A 23,484-nucleotide genomic window follows, 5' to 3' on the forward strand; every position below is an offset into this window, starting at 1 on the left:
TAATTTTTAAATAGAAATTCACTTTATACTTTCTTTATAAATACGTTAAAATATGTTTAAGAGTTAGATGTAAAATAAGGTTAATACTATTAAATCTAGGAGCATATATAATGAAGAAAAAATTAAAAAACTTGAAAAAATCTCTTGAGATAAAGTTCAATAGGCATATACAGTATCATGCTGAAGAGGATCTTAGGAATATAAAAACTAATTTAGACTCTTTTGAATTGTTTAGAGAATATCAAAAAGACGTTGAGGAACTTACTAAAAAAGATTATCTAACTAATAGGGAACGACATGAGGAGAAACATAGGATAGAGAAGAATTTTAAGAAGAGCCTTGAAAGGATACATAGAAACAATAGGGGATTTCAGTGGTATTATTCTAAAGTTAAGTACACCAGGTTTTTTTTCTTAGTATTTAATTTAGTTATATGTTATGTGTTATTTAGATATATAGGATTTAGTGCTATAGGAGTTATCTATATGTCATTAATTTTACTTGGAGGAATTGGTCAGATATTATTTTTAGCTAGTATAGAGAAAAGAATTTTAGTTCCACTTCAACATTTAAATGAGGGAGTTGTGGAGATAGCTAAAGGAAATTATGGGATTAATGTTGCTTGTGAGGAAAATAGTGAAGTTGATATGGTTATAAAATCCTTTAACGAAATGGCAAAAAGGCTTAAAGAGGGTGAAGAATTAAAAAAAGAGTATGAGAAAAATAGAAAACTTCTTATAGCCAATATTTCACATGATTTAAAAACTCCAATAACCTCTATTCAAGGATATATTGAAACTATGGCCTATACTGAAGATTTACCGAAAGAAACCATAAAGAAATATAATCAGATAATATATAATAATGCTGGTTATATGAATAAGCTTATAGATGATTTATTTTTGTTTTCAAAGCTTGATATGCAGAAGTTAGAGTTTAATTTTGAATTAATAAATATAGGAAACTTTATGGGAGATTTAATGGAAGAATTTCAGTTTGAACTGGAAGACAAAAATATATACTTTAGTTATGAAAGTAAAATAAGAGAAGAGCTAATAGTTAAAATAGACAGAAAAAGGATACATCAGGTTTTTAGAAATATTATAGGAAATGCAGTGAAATACGCACCTACAGATGGAATTAACGATAATTCCAATAAAGAAACTAAGATAGATGTTGAGCTATATGTTAATAATGGTTTTATAAATATTGATATAAAGGATAATGGAGAGGGAATCCCAGAGGAAAAACTTCCTTATATATTTGATAGATTTTATAGAATAGATTATGCTAGAACTAAAGACTTAATGAGCACTGGGTTAGGTTTAGCTATATCTAAGGAATTAGTTGATGCTCATGGAGGAAGTATAAAGGCTGAAAGTAAGATGAATGAAGGAACTTGTTTTACTATAACACTTCCCATAGAAGAAGGAGAGTAAGAGATGAGAGAAATTTTAATTATTGAAGATGATATAAATATAGCTGAGATGGAAAGAGATTATCTTCAGCTTAATGGATATAAATCAGAAATTATTACTGATGGAGCAAAGGGACTTAAACTCGCCTTAGAAGGTAGATATGACTTAATAATAGTAGATTTAATGCTTCCCAATGTAGATGGTTATGAAATAATAAAAGAAGTTAGAAAAAAGTATGAGATTCCTATAATAGTTGTATCTGCAAGAAGTGAGGATATAGATAAAATAAGAGGGCTTGACTTTGGAGCAGATGATTATTTAACAAAACCTTTTAGCCCAGCTGAACTTACAGCTAGAGTGAAATCCCACATAAATAGATATGAAAGACTTAAGGGAAATGACAAAAGCTCTTCTGAAATAATAAGCCATGGAGGACTAGAGATAAATACTTCATCTCACAGAGTTTTGGTTTATGGAAAAGAAATTCAGATGACTTCAAAGGAATATTCAGTTTTATTACTTTTAGCTTCAAATCCTAATGTGGTGTTTACCAAGGAGCATATCTTTGATAAAATCTGGGGAGATGAGTTTTATGGTGATACTGCAACTATACCAGTACATATTCAAAGAATAAGAAAAAAGATTGAAAAAGATCCTTCTAATCCAGAATTTATTGAGACATTATGGGGAACAGGATATAGATTTAAATTATAGAAGAGAGAAGAATGTTGTGAATACTCGCAGCGTTCTTTTTTGTTTAAAATTTATCCATAAAAAGTTAAAAAGTATTTGATAAAGCAGCTATCCTTATATATAATATAAGAACAACAGTTCACTTCTAAATTTTAAATGATTGGAGCGAATAATTAATATGAATAGAAACTGGAAAAAAGACATAGTACTTTTTTTATCTAGCCAAACAATATCGCTTTTTGGTTCATCATTAGTTCAATATGCTATCATGTGGTATGTTACCATGAATACTCAATCTGGAGTAATGATGACTGTATACATTATATGTGGATTTTTACCTACATTTTTTCTATCTCCTTTTGCAGGAGTATGGGCAGATAGATATGATCGTAAAAAACTTATTATAGCAGCAGATTCCGCAATTGCACTTGCAACACTTATTTTAGCTATAGTATTTATGTTAGGATATAGAGAGATGTGGCTTCTTTTTGTTGTAGCAGCTATTAGAGCATTAGGCGCGGGAGTTCAAACACCTGCAGTTGGTGCATTTTTGCCGCAGATAGTGCCAGAAGATAAATTAACAAAAGCAAACGCAGCAAATGGAAGTATACAATCAATAATTATGCTTGTATCTCCAATGATAAGTGGAGCACTTTTAACTAAAGCTTCAATAGTAACTATTTTCTTTATTGATATAGTTACAGCTTTTATAGGTATTTCTATTTTAGTGATATTCTTGAGGGTTGAGGCTCATAAAAAAGCATTAGAAAATTCAGATTTAAGTTATTTTGAAGACATGCTCAAAGGTCTTGCATATATAAGGGGTCATCATTATGTAAGAAATTTCTTTATATTTTGTGCAATTTTCTTCTTCTTGTTTACGCCAGCAGCTTTTTTAACTCCACTTCAAGTTACTAGGAGTTTTGGAAATGATGTATGGAGATTAACCGCTATAGAAATAACCTTTTCAATAGGTATGATTTTAGGTGGAATCATCATGGCTTCATGGGGAGGTTTTAAAAATAGGGTATACTCTATGGCTTTTTCAAGTTTTGTTTCGGCAGGATGCACCATAGCCCTTGGAATAGTTCCAAGCTTTTATATATACTTAATGTTTATGGGGATCTTTGGAATAGTTATGCCTATGTTTAATACGCCTTCTACAGTTTTACTACAAGAGAAAGTTGAACCTGATTATTTAGGAAGAGTTTTTGGAGTGTTTGGAATGATATCTAGTTCTATGATGCCTTTAGGGATGCTTGTCTTTGGGCCTATAGCAGATATGATTAAAATAGAATATTTACTTATAGGAACAGGTACATTTCTATTTATCTTAAGCTTTTTCCTTATAAAAAATAAGGCTTTAGTTGATAATGGGGTTTAATTTGTTCAAACTGCACTAAAATCTTGTTTAGAGGATTTATAGAATAACTTAGAGTGATATGCTATTATTGTGTAAACAAAGGTGTCTTTATTTTATTAATAAAGGCACTTTTTTATATTATGGATGAAGTTTGGGAGGTCTTATGATGAATTTTAATTATAATTTACCTGTAAATTTACTTTTTGGAAGAGGAAGAAGTTCAGAGATTGGAATAGAGGTAGCCAAGTATGGAAAGAAAGCACTTATCGTAACAGGAAGAAGTAGTACTAAAAAAAGTGGTTTACTTGATAAAGCTATATCTTTACTAAAGGAAGAAAATATAGAATATGAGATTTTTGATAAGGTGGAACAAAACCCTTTAACTACAACTGTATATGAGGGAGTAGATATAATAAAGGAAACAGGTTGTGATGTTATCTTAGCTCTTGGTGGAGGAAGTATTATGGATGCAGCCAAGAGTATAGCTTTCTCCTCAAAAAATCCTGGGGATATATCTGAATATATATTTGGATTAAAGGAAGGAGCAGAAGCTTTACCTACAGTTTTAGTACCAACTACATGTGGTACAGGCAGTGAAGGAAATAGTTTTTCAGTGCTTACAAATCCTGAAACCAAGGATAAAAAATCACTTAGAACTAATGCAATCATTGCAAAAGCTTCAATTATAGATCCAGAACTTATGATGACTATGCCGAAAGCAATACTTGCATCAGTAGGGTTTGATGCTCTTTGTCATAACATGGAGGCTTATGTTTCTAAGATTGGTCAACCACTAACCAGTATACAGGCTTTTTATGGAATGAAGCTGCTTTCTGAGAATTTAGTGAAGGTTTATAATGATCCTAGTGATTTAGATGCATTAGAAAAGGTAACTTTGGCAAGTACTTTAGGAGGAATGGTAATTGGTATAGCGGGAGTTACAGCGCCTCATGGACTTGAACATCCGGTAAGTGGGCTTTATGATGTTGTCCATGGAAAAGGACTTGCGGCTTTAACGCCTGTAATAGCCCAAAAGTCATGGGAAAGTGATATAGAGAAGTATGGTGATATAGCTAAGTTATTAGGGGGAAGTCATGCCAGTGAATGTTCTGAGCTTATAAATAAGCTTTTAGAAGATCTTAATCTTAAGGTTACCTTAGGTGAGCTTGGAGTTAAAAAGGAAGACGTTACATGGATGGCTGATAATTGTATGAAGGTTTCAAAACCAAGCATCCTAAATCATCCTAAAGAATTTACCATAGAAGAAATTAAAGAAATTTATTATAGTGCACTTTAAACAAATTTTTAAAATATATTGTTCATACTGCACTAAAATATTGTCAGTAAAGTAAATAGACTTAGAGATTAGAAATATGATAATATACATTTATCTGATAGATAAGATTATAAATAAAAGAATATAAATAAGTAAATTTTAAATGCAAAGGTACACTGAAATTAGAAATCAGTGCACCTTTTTTATTTGAGTTGGAGGGTGATAAAATGATGTATAACATTTTAGGATTATCTAAAAAATTTGGTGATTTAGAAGTTTTGAAGGATATAAGTTTGGATATACAAGAAGGGGAAGTAGTATGCATAATAGGCCCATCAGGATCAGGTAAAAGTACATTATTAAGATGTCTTAATTTACTTGAAATACCTAACGATGGAAAGCTTTATTATAATGGTAACAATGTTCTTGATATGGGTATTGATAGCAGAAGTCTTAGAGAAGAGGTAGGTATGGTATTTCAGAGATTTAATCTATTTCCTTTATATACAGTTTTAGAAAATGTTATGCTTGCACCAGTTCTTACAAAAAGAAAAAGTAAAAAAGAAGCAAGAGCCTATGCACTTGAACTTTTAGATAGAGTAGGATTAAAGGATAAAGCAGAAGCATATCCGAAAACTTTATCAGTAGGACAACAGCAGAGGGTTGCTATAGCTAGAGCACTTGCAATGGAGCCTAAAATGCTTTTATTTGATGAACCAACTTCTGCACTAGACCCAGAACTTGTTGGAGATGTATTAGATGTTATGAAAAGATTAGCTAAAGATGGAATGACAATGGTGGTTGTAACTCACGAAATGGGTTTTGCAAGAGATGTATCAGATAGGGTTATATTTATGGAAAAAGGATATATAGTTGAGGAAGGAAATCCAAAAGACATGTTTACAGAACCAAAACACAAAAGAACAAAAGAGTTTTTATCAAGAGTATTAAGTGATTTTGCTTTAGAAGCTTAGGCTTTAAAAATAAACATAAAAAGGGGAATGTATATGAAAAGGGGATATAAAAAATTATTAGTTATTCTTGCGTTAATAAGTTCAGTTTCGGTAATGACAGGATGTGGTGGAAAGTCCACAGCAGCAAGTAGTGGGAAAAAGGATACTTTAACTACAATAAAAGAAAAAGGGGTTCTTACAGTAGCATCTTCAAATGATGCACCATTTGCTTTTATTGATGCAAAGACAAATGAGTTTAGTGGTATTGATGCTGAAATAATTAAAGAAATTGCAAAAAGACTTGGAATTAATAAAGTTGAAATGAAGCAGATACCTTTTGAAAATCTTTTAGTTGAGTTAAATAATAACTCTGTTGATATGGTAACAGACGGAATGTATGTTAAAGAAGAACGCAAGAAGTTAGCCTTGTTTACAAACATATGGTACAAAGAAGGTGAAGCTATAGTTATACCTAAAGATTCTAAAGTCACTAGTAAAGATGATTTGAAAAATTTAGTTTTGGGTGGACAAAAGGGAACAGCCTTCCTAGAAACAGCTCAAAAATGGCAACAAGCAGGTCAAGTAAAAGAAGTTAAGGTATTTGGTAGTCAATCTGAACTTATGTTAGCTGTTAACACTGGAAAAATTGATGCATGTATAACAGATGGTATGGTTGCAGGATACACATTATCACAAGACAGCAGTCTTAGTTTAAAGATCTTATCTCCATATGAAGCAGAAGCTTCAGGAATGGTAGCAGCTGCTGTTAGAAAAGATGATACAAGTTTAGCAGATGCAGTTAATGAAAAGCTTGATGAGATGAAAGAAGATGGAACAGTACTTAAATTACTTGAGAAGTATGGAATGAACAAAGATTATTTTGTTTCAGTGGAAGATGGTCAGAGTAAATAATAAAAAAGAATCCTTTTGGATTCTTTTTTAGAAAGAGGAGGTAACTTATATGGATATTTTAGCTAACTTAGATTTTTATACTGCATTTAAGTATTTAGTGCCTTCATTAATTGATGGTTTATGGATTGTTTTGCAGGCGACTATATTTGGTTTTTTACTGGCAATGATATTAGGATTATTTATAGCAATTGGGCGTATAAGTAAATTTAAGATATTAAGAGGCATTTTAACTGTGATTTTGGAGTTTATAAGAGGAACACCGCTTTTAGTACAACTAGTATATATGTATTATGTTGTACCTTTATTGATATCAATGATTGTACAGTTTTGGAATCCTGGGTATCAGTTTAGGATAAGCTCATTAACAGCAGGGATTTTGGGACTTGGAATAAACTATGGATGTTATATATCAGAAGTAATAAGATCTTCAATACTTGCAATAGAGATTGGACAAACTGAGGCAGCTTTAGCGCTTGGTCTTACTAACACACAGCTATTAGTAAGAATAATAATTCCTCAAGCGCTTAGAAATGTTGTTCCTGTATTCGGTAATTATTTGGTTATGATGTTAAAGGATACATCACTTTTAGCTTATGTTGCAGTTAGTGAATTACTTCTACGAACTCAAAGTTATGCGTCACAATCATTTTTGACAATTGAATCTTATACGCTTTTAGCAGTAGCATATCTTATTTTAAGCCTACCTCTTTCTCAGTTGGTTAAAATGCTAGAAAAAAGGATGCAGAAATTCAGCTAAATTTATTAAAGAAATTACCTAAAAGGGTATTTTTATATATAAATATATGATAAAAATAATATAAGTAAATGGTGATTTCTTAAAATAAATTATGAAATAGGGTGGATGTTGTGTCAATTTCTGTGAGAGATATACTTAAATTAGATTCATTAAAAACTCTTCAAATTGTTGGAGGGGAAACTGGACTTGAGAAGTGTGTAGAATGGATATATGTAGCGGAATGTTTTGAAAACCCATTAGAAGGAATTAAGTGGCTTCAAGGGGGAGAGATTATCTTTATAACTGGGGTTGGTATTAAGGATAATACTGAGATGTTATTAGATTTTATAAAGGGTATTGATGAAAGAAATGGAGCAGGACTAGTAGTAAATGTTGGACCTTATATAAAAACTGTGCCAAGTGAAGCTATTGAACTTGCAAATAAACTAGGAATGCCTTTGTTTGAACTTCCTTGGGCGGTAAAGCTAGTTGAGGTTTCAAGAGAAATAAGTAACGCAATTGTTCTGTCTCGTATAGAAGAAAATTCTCTTACTCACTTTTTAAGCAATATACTTTTTGGAGATGGAGAATTAGAAGGGGATGCTATACAAAAGGCTGCCTATTTTGGGTACAATTTATCAGGGGAATGTTGTATATGTGTCATAGATATAGATGGATTTGAAAAGTATTTGAAGTTAAAAGATTTAGATGATGAAGTTAGTATATCTAAACTTAAAGTAACTTTCAGAAAATTAGTACAAGATGTATTAGAAAAACACGCACTAAAGGTTCCAATAATAGATAAGGATGATTCTGTTATCTTTTTTGCAAAGTCAGAAGAAAACTTTATGAAAAGAGTGGAGAAGGCTTTAATAGAAATTCAGCAGTTAATTCACAAACGTATTGATGGAATTACTGTAAGTGCAGGTATTGGGAATCCGTATAAGGATTTAAAAATGATGAAGCAGTCATTAAATGAAGCTGAGATAGCTATTGATAGCTTAAAATGTGAAGGACTTAATAATACTGTAATAAAATATAAAGATGCGGGAGTTTATTCTCTTTTATTTAATATTAAAAACAAACATGTTTTAGAAAATTACTTTAGAGATACCCTAGGAGCAATCAGCAGTAAAGATAACAAAGATAAAGATTTAATTGAGATATTAGATACTTATTTAAATGAAAACTGTAATATAACAGTTACTGCAGAGAAGTTATTTCTGCATAGAAATACTCTTAAGTATAAGATTAAAAAAATAGAAGAATTATTAAATTGTGATTTGCACAACTTTAATGATTGTATGAAAGTGAGAATAGCACTAAACATACAAAAGATGCTTTAGCCAATATAGACAAAAAGCTTATGGGACTTGGACATAGAAATATGAAAGTGAAAGTATTAGAATATAAGTGAAACTTAGCTTCAGAGGGAGTTTTAATCTCCCACTGAAGGTTAGTTGAACTNNGAACTTATCTAGGGTCGTGCCCCTGTTATCTCCCATTTTAATAGGGGAGAGTTACAGTGGCTAGACATCAGATAAATATAAGTTAAATTGAACCATTAGGGACAAGGGAGTCTTCATGTTAGTTAACATGGGCTCTCATTTTTTTTTGATTATCATTGTTAGGAGGACTTATTTATGATAGAGGAATTAAACGTAAAAATAGTAACCGAAATACCAGGACCTAAATCAAAGGAGATCTTGGAGGAGAGAAAAAAGTATGTAGCTGACGGCGTATCTGTATCCACGGATATAGCTATTGAAGAAGCAAAAGGAGCTTTAATTAAAGATGTTGATGGAAATGTATTTTTAGATTTTGCAGCAGCTATTGGGGTTCAAAATGTTGGGCATTGCGATGAAGAGGTTGTTGATGCTTTAAAAGAACAAATAGAAAAATATATACATCCAGGCTACAATGTAGTGACTTATGAATCTTATGGAGCTTTGGCAAAGAAGTTAACTGAAATAACAGTTGGTGATTATGAGAAGAAGGTTATGTTTGCAAATAGTGGAGCAGAGGCAGTAGAAAATGCAATAAAACTTGCTAGAACCTACACTAAGAAAACAGGAATATTATCAGCTACAGGTTCTTTCCATGGACGTACCAACATGACTATGTCTATAACAAGTAAATACAAGCCATACAAAAATGGATTTGGTCCATTTGCACCAGAAACTTATAAGTTTGAGTTTCCTTATGCTTATAGAGCACCATTTGGGGTTTCAGAAGAAGAGTATGTTGAGGAATGTATAGATAGCTTAAAAAGTATGCTGAAAACAACACTTTCTCCAGATATGATAGCTTGCCTTATAGTTGAACCCTTACAAGGGGAAGGTGGTTTCGTAGTTCCACAAGCAAGGTACATGAAGGAACTTCAAAAAATCTGTAATGACAATAATATAGTTTTTATAGTAGATGAGATTCAAGCTGGTTTTGGAAGAACAGGAAAGATGTTTGCCTATGAACATTATGGAATAGAGCCAGATTTAATAACTTTATCAAAATCCATTGCAGCAGGAATTCCTTTAAGTGCAGTAGTAGGAAAGAAAGAAATAATGGATTCTGCTTGTGTTGGAGGCATAGGGGGAACTTATTCTGGAAGTCCACTTGGATGTATAGCTGCCCTTAAAGTAATAGAAAAAATAGAAAAAGAAAACCTATGTGAAAAGTCACAAAAACTTGGAGAATATATGCACAAAAGACTAAGTGACATGAGAGAAAAATACGATGTAATTGGTGATGTTAGAGGACTAGGTTCCATGATGGCAATAGAACTTGTAAAAGATAAAGAAACAAAAGAGCCAGCCTCAGCTTTAGTAAAAGAGATAATCGGAAAGTGTTATAAAAAAGGAGTTATATTTTTAAATGCAGGAATTTTAGGAAATGTAATTCGATTTTTACCGCCATTAGTTATGACCGATGAACAGGTTAAATATGGGATGGATGTTTTAGAAGAATCTATTTATGAATGTCTATAGTTTCATTGCACTCATTTTATATTGATAATTAAGAGAGTTAATAGTGAAGGATTTTCAACAATCACTATTAACTCTTTTATATTAACTATCTAGCCATTTTATAGATTTCTATTATGTCTTCCATATTTAATGCTTTTACGCCTCCAATAGTTCTAGTTTTTTGGAAGCTGCATTTATAAGCAAGCTCGTGAATTTGTTCATCATTAAGCTCAACACCAAGTTCTTTTATAGAAATAGGCATATCTATTGATTTATAGTAAGCTTCCATAGCTTCAATACCAGCTAAAGCAGTTTTTTCTTGGTCAGAAAAATCATTAGGAACTCCAAGAACATTTACAGCAAACTGAGCAAAACGAGCTACGTTATATTTATAAACATATCTTGCCCAGCTTCCCCAAACAGCAGCTAATCCAGCACCATGAGCTACGTCAAACATTCCACCTAGTTCATGTTCTAATTGATGGCAAGCCCAATCACCTATAGAACCACAACCTGTTAATCCATTATGAGAAAGACTTCCAGCCCACATAACTTCAGCACGTGCTTCATAGTTAGTTGGATCTTTCATAAGTATTTTGGAATTATTAATTACTGTTCTCATAAGAGCTTCACTTATACCATCAGTAAGTTCCATAGTTCCACCTTGAGTAAAGTAACGCTCCATGGTATGCATAAGAATATCTGTAGAACCACTAGCTGTTTGATATGGTGGAAGTGTATATGTTAACTCAGGATTCATTATTGCAAATTTTGGGCGACAGTAGTCTGAATTGCAGCCTCTCTTAAGCCATCCTTCTTCGTTAGTTATTACAGAAGAATTACTCATTTCACTACCTGCAGCAGACAAAGTAAGTATAGTTCCTATAGGTAGGCAGCCTGTTGGAACAGCTTTTTTCATATAAAAATCCCACACGTCACAATCATTTGCCATACCATAACCAATTGCTTTAGCGGAGTCTATAACACTTCCTCCGCCAATAGCTAAAATAAAATCAACATTTTCTTTTTTACATAAATCGATACCTTCATAAACTTTAGAAAGTCTAGGATTTGGAACTACACCTCCAAGACTTACGTAATCGATTCCTGATTGGGTTAAAGAATCAAAAACTCTATCTAATAAACCAGATTTCTTGGCACTATTTCCTCCAAAGTGAACTAATACCTTTTTACAATTTAGGGCTTTAACTAGTTCTCCTACCTTATCTTCACCTTTTTTACCAAAAACAACTTGAGTAGGTGTGTAAAAATTAAAATCTTGCATATAAAACAACTCCTTTTAATATCTAATAAGTATAATACTATTTTAACATATAAAGTAAAGTTTCATTAAGATGGTTCATGAAAATAAACAACGTGGTAAATAAAAAGTTACAATTTCCAGTAAATGTTGTTTTTAAAAGGTGAACGTAGTAAGATATTGTTATTAAACTTTAATAATATAGCATAAATGTATATGTGATATACTAATTGTGAATTAGGAGTGATTTTGTGAATAAGGAATTGCAGATAAATAAAGAAAATGTAATAAAAAATATAAGATATCTGAACTTATTAGCAGAACAATACCCAACAATAAATGCAGCAAGCACCGAAATAATTAACTTAAAGGCTATTTTAAACCTACCTAAAGGAACAGAACATTTTATTACAGATGTTCATGGAGAAAATGAGGCTCTAAAGCATATATTAAAAAACGCTTCAGGAGTAATAAAGAGAAAATTAGATGATATATTTGGAGAAACCTTAAGGGAAAGTGATAAACGAAGCTTGGCAACTTTAATATACTATCCTGAGCAGAAACTAGATATTATATTAGAGCAAGAAGAGAATGTTGATGACTGGTATAGAATAACTCTATATAGATTAATTGAACTATGTAGAACTGTATCTTTAAAGTATACTCGTTCTAAGGTTAGAAAAGCACTTCCTAAAGAGTTTTCATATATAATAGAAGAGCTTTTACATGAACATCAAAATAAAGAAGATAAAGATGCTTATTATAAAGAAATCATAAAAACTATAATAGATATAGATAAGGCTAGAGATTTCATCATAGCACTTTCTAATCTTATACAAAGGCTTGTTATAGACAGGCTACATATAATAGGAGATATTTTTGATAGAGGACCAGGAGCGGATATAATATTAGATACTTTAGAAAAATATCATTCTGTGGATATTCAATGGGGAAACCATGATATTTTATGGATGGGGGCAGCTTCAGGCTCTAGGGCATGTGTTGCAAATGTTCTTAGAATATCAGCGAAATATGCGAATCTAGATACTTTAGAAGATGGTTATGGAATTAATTTATTGCCACTTGCTACCTTTGCAATTGAGTATTACAAAGATGATCCCTGTGAAAGATTTATACCAACCTTTGAATGCAGCAGGGAATATAGTAATAAAGAAGCAGTACTTATCTCAAAGATGCATAAAGCTATAAGTGTAATTCAGTTTAAACTAGAAGGAGAAATTATAGAAAGAAGAAAAGAGTTTAAGATGGATGATAGGCTTATTCTTAATAATATTAATTTCGCTAATGGTAAACTTGAACTTGAGGGGGAAGAATATGAGCTTATAGATAGCTTTTTTCCAACGATAGATAAGGACAATCCTTATAAACTTACTCTTGAGGAAGAGGAACTTATAAATAAACTTACACATTCTTTTATAAATAGCGAGAAACTAAATAGGCATATAAGATTTTTGTTTGCTAAAGGTAGCATGTATTTAAAATTCAACTGTAATTTGTTGTATCATGGATGTATACCTTTAGATGAAGAAGGAGATTTTAAGGCTGTTGAAATAGATGGTGGAGTATACAAGGGAAAAGATCTATTAGATAAGTTTGATACCCTAGCTAGAGAAGGATATTTTAATAAAGATGATAATGAAAGAAAATCCTATGGAATGGATATAATGTGGTACCTTTGGATAGGAGAAAATTCTCCTTTGTTTGGGAAAAATAAAATGGCTACCTTTGAGAGATATTTTCTTAAGGATAAGAAAACTCATAAAGAAGAGAAAAACTACTATTATAAATATAGAGATGAAGAATTTCTATGTGATAATATTGCAGCTGAGTTTGGTCTTAAAGGAGAAAACTATCACATAATAAATGGACATGTACCAGTTGAAGGAATAAAAGGGGAAAGCCCTATTAAGGCAAATGGAAAACTTCTTGTCATTGATGGTGGTTTTTCTAAAAGTTATCAAGAAAAGACAGGAATAGCAGGATACACTTTGATATATAACTCCTTTGGACTTTTATTAGTTTCTCATGAACCTTTTGAATCTACTGAAAAAGCTATCAAAGAAGAAACTGATATATTATCCTCTAGAGTTATCTTAGAAACTGCTAAACTAAGGCAAAGAGTAAGAGATACAGATATAGGAGTCGAACTTAATGAACAGATAAGTGATTTAAACATGCTTTTATATGCCTATAAAAATGGACTTATAAAAGAGAAAAGTAAATAAGTAATTAGGCCCATCACAAAATTTATTAAATAAGTTAGTGTGATGGGCCTAATTCTTAAGTAAAGGCCTATCAGAATTATGATATGATTTCTTTAACCTTAAGTGCTGTTTCTAATGAAATTATAGCATCATCAATACTTAGCTTACTTGGTACATCTTTTTCTATACACTCAAGTACATGTTTGATTGCACTTTCGTAACAATCAACTTCAGAAAGTTCGATTTCTTGCTGACAGTCATCAGTGAATAGCTTTAAAGACTTTTCTGTTCTATTATAATATCCGTTTTCTAAATATTCTAAGGTTCCATTTTCAAATATAGCTTCATAAGAGGTTGTAAAAGGATGATATTCTGGCATCATGGAAGAACATTGAATTTCAACAAAGGAGTTTTCATAGTTCATGATAGTTTCTACATGGGCCTTATCTTTATCTTTTTGGGTTGAGGTTGATAGAATATCATCTGATGGGCCTAAGAGCCAAGTAGCAAAATCAAATTCATGTAACATCAATTTTGTTGTAATTTCATCTAAACCTAAAGAGCCCCATAAGGGTGGTGTTTTTCTTTTTAAATGTAGAGCTTTTAATTCTCCATACTTATTTTCTTTTACAAGCTTATAAAGAATATCATAAGGTTCATCAAACTTTATAAACATATCTACAAAGATTTTTTTGTTATACTTTTTAGAAGCTTGTTCCATCAAAATAGCATCTTCAAGAGTTAATGCTACGGGGGTTTCACAAAATACATGTTTTCCATTTTTTAAAGCTTCTATAGTATATTCTTTGTGTAATGAACTTGGAAGACATATATCTATTAAAAAGATATTAGGGTCATCAAGAATATCAGTGATATTTGTTGTTGTCTCGATATTTACATCATTTTTTATATTTCTAAGTTTCACCTCATCTCTTCCCCATATTATAATTGAATCTATATTTTTTAGTTTACTGTAAATTTGAGCGTGATAAGCTCCAAAACCTGTTCCTAAAATACCTATTTTCATAAATAGTTCCCCTTTCAATTTCTGATAGGTTAAGTATAACAAGATATTGTTGACAACTTATTGTCATAAATTTATAATTTACCTTAAAATATGAGGTGATGTTCATGAGATTACATAGAATGATTTCAATACTGCTTTTGGTGGAAGCAAAGGGAAAAATAAAAGCTAAAGAACTTGCAGATCAGTTAGAAACATCAGTTAGAACCATATATAGAGACATTGATGCTCTATGTGAAGCTGGAATCCCATTAACAACAGATACTGGGCCAAACGGAGGAATTCACTTTGTAGAAGGGTATACTGTTGGTATAAAAAACTTTGAGGCCTCTGAACTTATTAACCTATATCTAAATGGAATGGGAATAAAACCAGATAAACAAAGTGACATGGCAATGAAGGTTAATAATGCGCTTTTAAAAATGAAAAAAGGTCTATCAGCTGAAATCAATAAAGACATAAACAACATATCTAAAAGATTTTATGTTGATGATACTCCATGGTGGGGAATTTTTAACAAGATAAACGCCCTTGATGTTCTCATGGAAGCTATATGGAAGCTTAAGAAAATCAACATTAGCTATGAAAATAAAAAAGGAGGTTCATCAAAGAGAGATATAAGACCTTATGGAATAGTTGTGAAGCAGATGGACTGGTACATCATAGGTTATTGTGAAAAGAGTAATGAGATAAGAACTTTTAAATGTGATAGGATACTTGAATGTAGTCTTTTGGAAGAGGAATTTGTTTTGCCAGGAAGCTTTTCTTTAGAAGAGTATTGGAATGAAAGTAGCAAGGAATTTATAAACAGTCGATCAGAAGTTGAAAAATATCCAGTTGTTATTAAAATAAAAAAGATTAACGATGATGTTTTAAAGAACTTTGAGATTTATAAAGTGGAAGAAGAGGTAGAGTATATAAAAGCTACTATAAATCTATATAAATATGATTATGCCAAGGACTATATATTAGGACTTATAGGTTATGGAGAAGTGATGTCCCCTGTAGAACTAAGGGCTTATGCGAAAGAAGAATTGGAGAAACGTATACAAAACTATAGATAGAGAAAATTTTGTAAATTAAAGTTAAAAATATTATTAGGTTTGTGTTATATTTTTTAATTTGGTTATAACAATAGAACAAATAATGTACTATGGTTGAGCTATAAGGATATAATTAAGATTTTGTAAGCAATTTTAGACAAAAATACATTAGATAAAGGATTTTTTGATTTAAAATTGGAGTGTTATAATATAATTAATTTTAATTTTGTAAGTTATAATAGCAATTCAGGGGGATAATATGGATATATTTTTAATTATAGGTGTTATTACAGGACTTTTAGCAATAGTTGTAGGAATGATTGTAAAAGGAGCGGATGTTGCAGTATTATTAAATCCAGCGGCAGCAATAATAATTCTTGTTGGTACATTTGCAGCGGTAATGAACTCTTTTCCTAAAAAGGATTTTCTTAAAATACCAAAAATATTTGGAGCCTTATTTAGTGATAAACAAGGAGAAGATCCAATAGGAATAGTTAGTCAAATAGTTACCATGGCTCAGGCTACTAGAAAAAATGGATTATTATCCTTAGAACAAGAAATAGAAAAGATGGACAATAAGTTCTTGAAAAAAGGATTAGGAATGGTAGTTGATGGGATAGACCCTGACTACATAAAAGAAGTTTTGGAAATTGAAATTGATTCTTTGGAAGAAAGACATCGTGTAGGTGCTTCTGTTTTTACAACTGCGGGAGGTTCTGCACCAACACTTGGAGTTTTGGGAGCGGTTATTGGACTTATAGGTGCTCTTGCAAACTTAAATGATACAGAGAAGCTTGCACATATGATTGCGGCAGCTTTCGTTGCAACACTTTATGGTATCTTCTTTGGATATGTAATTTTCCATCCATTTGCAACTAGACTTAAAAGAAAATCAGCTGATGAAGTTAAGAAAATGTACATAATACTTGAAGGGATTTTATCTATTCAATCAGGGGACAACCCTAAAAGCATTGAAACAAAGCTTTCTGGTATGCTTGAACCTAAGGATAGAGAGAGATACGAAAATCAAAGTAAAGGAGAATAGGGATGGCTAAGAAAAAACATCATGAAGAAGACCACGTAGATGAAACATGGCTTATTCCTTATTCAGACATGCTAACACTTTTACTTGCTTTATTTATAGTTATGTTTGCTATGAGCAAGATAGATCAAGATAAATTAAAGAGTGTAAGCCAAGGATTTAATTCAGTTCTTGGTGGTGGAAATGGGATAATGGAAGGTAGCGGAGATAAGGTTTCTGTAGATGATGTGGTTACTAATGAAACCATGGAAGAAAATCAAATGAATGATGTTAAGGCAATGATAGAAAAAGAAATATCCTCAAGTGGTTATTCAGATAAGGTTAAAGTTGACCTTAACAGTGCAGGATTAAACATAATAATACAAGATGCTGTGTTATTTAATTCGGGAGATGCATCTATACTTAAAGATGTAGAACCCTTACTTAATCAAGTTGCAAAGTCTCTTAAGCCACTTAATAATGAAATTGAGATTGTGGGTCACACTGATAATGTTCCTATAAAAAATAGTAAATATGATTCCAATTTAGACTTAAGTTCTTCACGTGCTATAAATGTACTTAATTATATGGTGGGTGTAGGTGGTTTAAACCCATCACATATGTCTACAAGAGCTTATGGTGAATATAAGCCTAAGTATGATAATTCAACTGAAGATGGAAGAACTAAAAATAGAAGAGTAGAGATTTTTGTAGTTCGTAATTATCCTGTAGATAATGATAAAAGTTCAACTACTAAAAATTAATAAGAGATATTTAAATCCCTCTGAGAAAAAACTCAGAGGGATTTTTTAACTATTTGATTATATTAGTTTTTATATGATGTTTATTAGACTTTTCTTCAAGAGGTTTAGTTGGATATCCTACTGCTAAAGCACAAACAGGAACAAAACCTTCAGGTAAAGCTAGTTCTTTTAAAAGTTCTTCATTAGTATTTATAGCCATTACAGCTCCCATTAAGTATACGCTTCCTAATCCTAAATCTGTACCAGCTAAACTCATGTTTTCAACTATACATGATCCATTTGCAAGTCCAATGCTTGGTGCTTTTTCATTAATTGTTGAGGATACAATAATTAATGTTGGAGCGCCATATAGTGGGTTAGCCTTTGGATTACCATAAAATGTAGCAGCAGCTTCAGTAACCTTAGCTAATAAATCTAGTTTTTGAACAACTGTTAAGTTAAGAGAGTCATAAGCTCCCATCCCAACTGGTGCAGCATATCCAGCAGTAAGTAGAGTTTGTAATTCATCTTCACTGATTTGTTCTGGTTTATAACTTCTAGTGGATTGACGAAGGGCAATTGCTTCAATAGTTTTCATAAATAAAATCTCCAATCAATATAATATATCTGCTCAAGCAAAAACTTGATATAGATTATTATAATCATGTGAATTTCTATAAACAAGTACTAGTATTTCTAATGGTAAGTATCCTAAAAGATACTATACAAATTTTAAGATTAATGTGATATTATAAATGTATAATAAAGTGAAGAGGAGATAAGTGAATGTTTAGACCGATTTAATGTACCAAAGAATTGCAATTATTTTTAAGCCTTTTTCATTGAAGGTCTTTTTGTCGTGTAATTTTGGAGGTGCATTAAAATTGAATAAAAGATTAAACATTTATCTTATGTACGGGATTATATTTCTACAAGGGTTTGTTTTCTATGGGCCTGTGGCTGTGCTTTACAGGGAAAATAGGAATTTATCCTTGTCTAATATATTTTTAATAGAATCTATATCATGGATTTTAGTTATTATTTTTGAGATTCCTTGGGGTTGGTTTGGAGATAGGTTTGGTTATAAAAAGACCTTAATCATATCAAATCTAGTCTATCTTTTAAGTAAAGTGGTTTTTTATAATGCCTATTCTTTTGAAATGTTTTTATTTGAAAGAGTACTTTTGGCTTTAGCCTTGTCTGGTGTTTCTGGATGTGATTCCGCACTTATTTATTCTTCCATAAAGGAAGAAGAGGGGGAAAAAGTATTTGGAAGATATAACGCTTCATCAACGGCAGGGTATTTAATTGCTTCGCTTTTATCACCATTTCTTATAAGGAAATCTATTGATAGTACAGCTTTTTGGACAATGATACCTTATGGATTAGCATTGGTTTTAACTTTATTTATAAAAGATGTTGAAGTTAAACATGAAACTAAACCAAAGTTTAAAGAAAGTTTATTAAAAGCTTTAAAAAAGAAAAATATCGTAATTTTAGTGGTTTCTGCCGCCTTAATAGGGGAAGTAGTTCAAGCGGTAAGTGTATTTTTAAATCAATCTCAGTACTTAAAAAGTGGAATTGATATTAAATACTTTGGGTTAATTGGAGTTATAGTTCAGCTTGTGAGATTGAGTTCTGCTAGAGGGTATAAGCTAAGCGAAAGATTCGGAAAAAATAAAAGCATTAAACTTTTATATATGCTTATAACAGCTGGTTGCGTGGTGCTTCTTTTTACATCTAACGGAATATTAACTGTTGGTTCTATAATTTTAATATGCGGGAGTTATGCCATCCTATCACCACTAATATTGGATATTGAAAATAAAAATATAGATAATATCGATAGAGCCACTTTGTTATCCATATTTTCCATGTTTGGAGATTTAGTAGGAGCAGGTGGGAATGTATTTCTTGGAAAAGCAGCAGACATATCTATAGAAGCAGCCCTTGGGGTTTGTATTTTTATGTGTTTCTGTGGATATATATTGTTTATATTTAACCTTAAAAAATTGAATTAATACTTTTAAAATAAAGAAAGCTAAAAACTTAGCTTTCTTTATTTAATGTACATTAAGATATTCCCAGCAAATCTACTTTTTCAATTTTCCATTTATTATCTATAAATTTTAGATATATTTTATATTGATATGCAGCAATTGGACCAGTCCACTTGTAACCTTCAATAATCATGCCATCTGTGTAGGGTTGTGCGCAGGTTATCATTAATAGATCTGCACTTATTTTATTAATCTCACCACGTTTATCCGCTAATCCAATTTCTTGTAATTTGAATATAGAGGCACTTAAAACTGGTTTATTAAATTTTTTAAAGTACTCAATGGCTTGCTGTCTTTGTTCATAAGTAGTATCAGTAAAATATACAGATTCCATATCTAATATAATATAGTCTCTACGTTTTTCATTATCGCCTGTATACATTGCCTCATAAGCTAAAACATATGCATTTATAATATCATCAGAGCCTGTTTGCCTTGGCAAGTTTGCAGGAGCAGGGGTTACTGATAAATTTAAGCTAATAAGTAGTGGAATAAAGAATTTCAATTGCATTACCTCACTTTATTTCAAGATATATTTATAATTAGCTTGAGTAATTAAAATATACTAAAAATCTGTACAATTATAAGGTATATTTCAAAAAAAGAAAAGAATTACTATGATTATGTGGTAAATTAGTAGTATAGAAACAAGTAAAGTGTTTAAGGAGAAGTTATATGTATAAAATGATAGTTAGTGATTTAGATGAAACTTTACTAAATGACAACCATGAAATTTGTGAAAGAAATAAGGAAGCTATAAAAAAGGCTACTGAAATGGGCGTAAAGTTTGTACCAGCTACAGGAAGAGGATACTGGGCTATCCAAAATGTATTAAGAGACTTAGATTTACTTCAAAAGAAAGATGAGTATGTTATTTCTTTTAATGGGTGTGCTTTAATTGAAAATTTCAGTAATGAAACTTTATTTTTTAATGGGCTTTCCTTTGAAAAAGCGGATGAATTATTTAAATATGGACTTGATAAAGATGTATGTATTCACATATATACCCCAGATACCGTTTATTTATATAACCTAAATGAAGATGAAAAAAATAGATTCATAAATCAAAATAACGAATTTGTTGAATTAAAGGAAGCCTCAATTGACTTCTTAAAGGATACTCCTATTGCTAAGATAATATATCAAAGCTTAGATATTCCATATCTTATGAGTATTGGCGAAGGGATGAAAGATATAACAGATGGAGTTATAAGTGTAAGTTATTCTTCAAATAGATATTTAGAATTGAATAAATATGGGGTTAATAAGGGAGATGCTCTTATTCATTTGGCAGAAATGGTAGGAGTTAAAATTGAAGAAACCATAGCTGTTGGAGATAACTACAATGACATGTCTATGCTTAAGGTTGCAGGGTTAAGCGTTGCTGCTGGAAATGCAGTAGATGGAGTGAAAGAAGCTTGTGATTATGTATGTGAAAATGATAACAACCAAGGTGTGTTAGCTGAGGTTATAGAGAAGTTTATACTTAAGTAAGTTAGGGATGTATTTGATAGAAGTTCTTGAAGAGGCAAAAAAAGAATTTGAATCAGCTAAAAGCTGGGGAACTCTAGATATGTTTGGGGGAGGAGTAATGTCCTCAATGATAAAACGTGGGCATATAGAAAACGCAAATAGAGTTTTAAATGAAGTGCAATATCTAGTAAAATCCTTCAAAAAAGAATTAAATGATGTAAATATATCCTTAGATATGAAATATGTATCTGGAGATTTTAGTGATATGACTGATATCTTTTTTGATAATTTCTTTTCAGATATCATGGTACAAGATAAAATAAACAATGCACTTAACAATGTTAATAGGACTTTAAGAGTGATTGAAAGAAATGCAAAAGAACTAAGAAAGTCTATTGAAGTAAATAATACAGAAATGGATTTATTAAGTGATAGAATTAAAGGTATAGTGGAAGATTTTAAAGGTGATATTTAAACCGTACATTTAAGTTTGGGGTGTATAAAAGTGAAATATGTACATGTTATAAGAAACATCATATATATTCTTTTGTTATTTGCGGTTATCCAATTAATTGCAACTAAAAACTTTATGCCATGTAGTCTGACTAAAAATAATTCAATAAAAATAATCTTGTTTTTAGTTTCGTTATTCTATTTACTTAGTGGACTCATTCTAATTAAAATAGATAGAAGCTATGAAAAAAAATTTGGATATATCTATGTTTTTTTATCTACTTGTATCATAGTGTCTATTGCTCTACTAAATGATGTTTCTATACTCTTATTATTAGCAATTATATTGGTGGCATTAATAGAAGCTGTAATGAATAGAATCTACAAAGTTTAATAGTAGGTTATCTCTAGATGATTTTCATATCATTTTATGAGATAACCTACTTTTATGTTAGCAAAGCAGGAAATCAAATAAATAAAATATCTGTTATCATGATATTAGTAAATAAGCTTGCAAGTGAATTTTGCTTAAAGGAGGCCCATATGAACTATTTAGATATTCTTCAAGATAGCATTGATTATATTGAAGATAATTTGAAGTCTGAGATATCAGATGAGGAATTATCTAAAAAAGCAGGATTTTCAATATTTCATTACTATCACTTATTTCAAAAGGGGATAGGTATACCTGTAAATAAGTATATCTTAAAAAGAAAACTTCATAGTGCAATATATGAAATAAGTTTAGGGAAAAAGAATATAGATGTTGCATTAAGTTATGGCTTTGATACTTATGCAGGATTTTTTAAAGCTTTTAAACGTGAGTATGGATGTTCTCCTAAGGAATACATGAAAAAGTATAAGGTTAACAAACCTTATAGAATCAATTTAAAGCAGGAGGAACATGTTATGATAACAGAAAAACAAATAAAAAAGATTTTATTAAATTGGGATTTAAGAGAAAATGCAGACATTAAAAATTTATATGGATTCAATGGAAGTAAACTTGAAAATGTTTGGGGTATAGATGATAAGTTTATATTAAAAGTAAGCATAAATCTATCAGGATTAAAACAACATATCTTGATATCAAAGGACTTACATGAAGCTGGGTTTGATGGGCCTATACCAATAGAAACAACAAACAACAAGGAGTATGTGGAATATCAAAACATATATTTCATGTTATCAAGAAAAATTCATGGAAGTTCTTTAACAAGCAAAGAAATTTATGAGGATTTAAATAAAGCAAGATATCTAGGTGAAATAATAGGACAACTTCATTTGATATTAGAGAGATATGACAAGGATTTAATATGTAATGAACCTGATATCAAAAATGTAACATCAGGGGCCCATGAAGATATTAAAAATATCATGAACCTACCTATAGATTTCTATAAGAAATATGATAAGGAGTTTGGAAAACTATACCCTTATTTAAATAAGCACATTATTCATAGAGATCCTAATCCAAGTAATATAATTATGAGGGATGATAAACTAGTAAGTTTCATAGACTTTGAATTATCAGAGAGAAACTTAAGAATTTTTGATCCATGTTATGCAGCAACCTCAATATTATCAGAAACTTTCCCTGAAAAAACATCTAAAGAATTAGAAGTTTGGTTTATCATATTCAAAGAAATAATAGAAGGATATGATAGTGTTTGTAACTTAACCAAGGAAGAAAAACAAGCAATTCCTTATGTTATTTACTCAATCCAAATTGTCTGTATTGCTTACTTTAGTAAATTTAATAAATATATAAATTTAGCTGATATTAATATAGAGATGCTAAAGTTTTTGTATGAGAATGAGGATAAATTAATTATTGGATAGTGTATATAGTTTAAAAATGAAGGTA

The 23,484-nt window shown here is 30.8% G+C and carries 22 protein-coding genes; 18 read left to right on the top strand and 4 right to left on the bottom strand.

Going from position 1 to position 23,484, the window contains the following annotated elements; all coding sequences use genetic code 11:
* Window positions 1-110 precede the first annotated feature (110 nt).
* The 9 genes from B3N22_RS18445 to gabT all read left to right on the top strand — a co-directional run bounded on the left by B3N22_RS18445 (window position 111) and on the right by gabT (window position 10,335).
* A complete protein-coding gene (locus tag B3N22_RS18445; RefSeq protein WP_286909385.1) occupies window positions 111-1,439 on the top strand; it encodes a sensor histidine kinase in 1,329 nt (442 codons plus the stop codon).
* A 3-nt stretch (window positions 1,440-1,442) separates the two neighbouring features.
* A complete protein-coding gene (locus tag B3N22_RS18450; protein ID WP_286909387.1) occupies window positions 1,443-2,132 on the top strand; it encodes a response regulator transcription factor in 690 nt (229 codons plus the stop codon).
* A gap of 157 nt (window positions 2,133-2,289) precedes the next feature.
* The gene (locus B3N22_RS18455) at window positions 2,290-3,495 is read left to right on the top strand and encodes an MFS transporter (protein WP_286909389.1); all 1,206 of its coding nucleotides are present in this window, start codon (window positions 2,290-2,292) and stop codon (window positions 3,493-3,495) included.
* Between the two features lie 145 nt (window positions 3,496-3,640).
* Window positions 3,641-4,771: an iron-containing alcohol dehydrogenase gene (locus B3N22_RS18460; RefSeq protein WP_286909391.1), complete on the top strand. Its 1,131-nt coding sequence runs from the start codon at window positions 3,641-3,643 to the stop codon at window positions 4,769-4,771.
* A gap of 209 nt (window positions 4,772-4,980) precedes the next feature.
* Window positions 4,981-5,724, top strand: coding sequence for an amino acid ABC transporter ATP-binding protein (locus tag B3N22_RS18465; RefSeq protein WP_286909483.1), 744 nt, complete (start codon window positions 4,981-4,983; stop codon window positions 5,722-5,724).
* 33 nt (window positions 5,725-5,757) lie between these two features.
* Window positions 5,758-6,615: a substrate-binding periplasmic protein gene (locus tag B3N22_RS18470; RefSeq protein WP_286909393.1), complete on the top strand. Its 858-nt coding sequence runs from the start codon at window positions 5,758-5,760 to the stop codon at window positions 6,613-6,615.
* A 49-nt stretch (window positions 6,616-6,664) separates the two neighbouring features.
* Window positions 6,665-7,372 (top strand): amino acid ABC transporter permease, encoded by a 708-nt coding sequence (locus B3N22_RS18475; protein ID WP_286909395.1) that lies wholly within the window; start codon window positions 6,665-6,667, stop codon window positions 7,370-7,372.
* Window positions 7,373-7,482: 110 nt separating this feature from the next.
* Window positions 7,483-8,697 carry a PucR family transcriptional regulator gene (locus tag B3N22_RS18480; RefSeq protein ID WP_286909397.1) on the top strand — a complete coding sequence of 405 codons (1,215 nt, stop codon included), beginning with the start codon at window positions 7,483-7,485 and terminating at the stop codon, window positions 8,695-8,697.
* A gap of 297 nt (window positions 8,698-8,994) precedes the next feature.
* Window positions 8,995-10,335 carry a 4-aminobutyrate--2-oxoglutarate transaminase gene (gene gabT, locus B3N22_RS18485; RefSeq protein WP_286909398.1) on the top strand — a complete coding sequence of 447 codons (1,341 nt, stop codon included), beginning with the start codon at window positions 8,995-8,997 and terminating at the stop codon, window positions 10,333-10,335.
* An 85-nt stretch (window positions 10,336-10,420) separates the two neighbouring features.
* Here the strand turns inward: gabT and B3N22_RS18490 are convergent, their stop codons facing one another.
* Window positions 10,421-11,599 carry an iron-containing alcohol dehydrogenase gene (locus tag B3N22_RS18490; protein ID WP_286909399.1) on the bottom strand — a complete coding sequence of 393 codons (1,179 nt, stop codon included), beginning with the start codon at window positions 11,597-11,599 and terminating at the stop codon, window positions 10,421-10,423.
* 227 nt (window positions 11,600-11,826) lie between these two features.
* Between B3N22_RS18490 and B3N22_RS18495 the strand changes: the two genes are divergently transcribed.
* Window positions 11,827-13,821, top strand: a complete 1,995-nt coding sequence (locus B3N22_RS18495) for a fructose-1,6-bisphosphatase (RefSeq protein ID WP_286909400.1) — start codon at window positions 11,827-11,829, stop codon at window positions 13,819-13,821.
* Window positions 13,822-13,897: 76 nt separating this feature from the next.
* Here the strand turns inward: B3N22_RS18495 and B3N22_RS18500 are convergent, their stop codons facing one another.
* Window positions 13,898-14,827 (bottom strand): Gfo/Idh/MocA family protein, encoded by a 930-nt coding sequence (locus B3N22_RS18500; protein ID WP_286909401.1) that lies wholly within the window; start codon window positions 14,825-14,827, stop codon window positions 13,898-13,900.
* Between the two features lie 104 nt (window positions 14,828-14,931).
* On the opposite strand from B3N22_RS18500, the gene B3N22_RS18505 reads away from it, so the two are divergent.
* From B3N22_RS18505 to B3N22_RS18515, 3 genes are all read left to right on the top strand, one after another.
* Window positions 14,932-15,888: a helix-turn-helix transcriptional regulator gene (locus tag B3N22_RS18505; protein WP_286909402.1), complete on the top strand. Its 957-nt coding sequence runs from the start codon at window positions 14,932-14,934 to the stop codon at window positions 15,886-15,888.
* A gap of 238 nt (window positions 15,889-16,126) precedes the next feature.
* Window positions 16,127-16,912 (top strand): flagellar motor stator protein MotA, encoded by a 786-nt coding sequence (gene motA, locus B3N22_RS18510; RefSeq protein ID WP_286909404.1) that lies wholly within the window; start codon window positions 16,127-16,129, stop codon window positions 16,910-16,912.
* Window positions 16,913-16,914: 2 nt separating this feature from the next.
* On the top strand, window positions 16,915-17,652 hold the full coding sequence (locus tag B3N22_RS18515; RefSeq protein ID WP_286909406.1) for a flagellar motor protein MotB: 738 nt from the start codon (window positions 16,915-16,917) through the stop codon (window positions 17,650-17,652).
* A gap of 49 nt (window positions 17,653-17,701) precedes the next feature.
* On the opposite strand, the gene B3N22_RS18520 is transcribed toward B3N22_RS18515, so the two are convergent.
* Entirely contained in the window at window positions 17,702-18,229 is a 528-nt protein-coding gene (locus B3N22_RS18520) for a nitroreductase family protein (protein WP_286909408.1), read from the bottom strand.
* Window positions 18,230-18,515: 286 nt separating this feature from the next.
* Between B3N22_RS18520 and B3N22_RS18525 the strand changes: the two genes are divergently transcribed.
* Window positions 18,516-19,652 carry an MFS transporter gene (locus tag B3N22_RS18525; protein WP_286909411.1) on the top strand — a complete coding sequence of 379 codons (1,137 nt, stop codon included), beginning with the start codon at window positions 18,516-18,518 and terminating at the stop codon, window positions 19,650-19,652.
* Window positions 19,653-19,704: 52 nt separating this feature from the next.
* On the opposite strand, the gene B3N22_RS18530 is transcribed toward B3N22_RS18525, so the two are convergent.
* Window positions 19,705-20,196 (bottom strand): hypothetical protein, encoded by a 492-nt coding sequence (locus B3N22_RS18530; protein ID WP_286909413.1) that lies wholly within the window; start codon window positions 20,194-20,196, stop codon window positions 19,705-19,707.
* A gap of 170 nt (window positions 20,197-20,366) precedes the next feature.
* Between B3N22_RS18530 and B3N22_RS18535 the strand changes: the two genes are divergently transcribed.
* From B3N22_RS18535 to B3N22_RS18550, 4 genes are all read left to right on the top strand, one after another.
* The gene (locus B3N22_RS18535) at window positions 20,367-21,185 is read left to right on the top strand and encodes a Cof-type HAD-IIB family hydrolase (protein ID WP_286909415.1); all 819 of its coding nucleotides are present in this window, start codon (window positions 20,367-20,369) and stop codon (window positions 21,183-21,185) included.
* Between the two features lie 13 nt (window positions 21,186-21,198).
* The gene (locus B3N22_RS18540; protein ID WP_286909417.1) at window positions 21,199-21,639 is read left to right on the top strand and encodes a hypothetical protein; all 441 of its coding nucleotides are present in this window, start codon (window positions 21,199-21,201) and stop codon (window positions 21,637-21,639) included.
* 30 nt (window positions 21,640-21,669) lie between these two features.
* Window positions 21,670-22,011, top strand: a complete 342-nt coding sequence (locus B3N22_RS18545; RefSeq protein ID WP_286909419.1) for a hypothetical protein — start codon at window positions 21,670-21,672, stop codon at window positions 22,009-22,011.
* A 149-nt stretch (window positions 22,012-22,160) separates the two neighbouring features.
* Complete coding sequence (locus tag B3N22_RS18550) at window positions 22,161-23,459, top strand: helix-turn-helix domain-containing protein (protein ID WP_286909421.1); 1,299 nt, start codon at window positions 22,161-22,163, stop codon at window positions 23,457-23,459.
* The last annotated feature ends 25 nt before the right edge of the window (window positions 23,460-23,484 follow it).

Origin of the sequence: Clostridium sp. UBA1652, from assembly GCF_002320975.1 — a bacterium.
Taxonomy (GTDB): domain Bacteria; phylum Bacillota; class Clostridia; order Clostridiales; family Clostridiaceae; genus Clostridium_T; species Clostridium_T intestinale.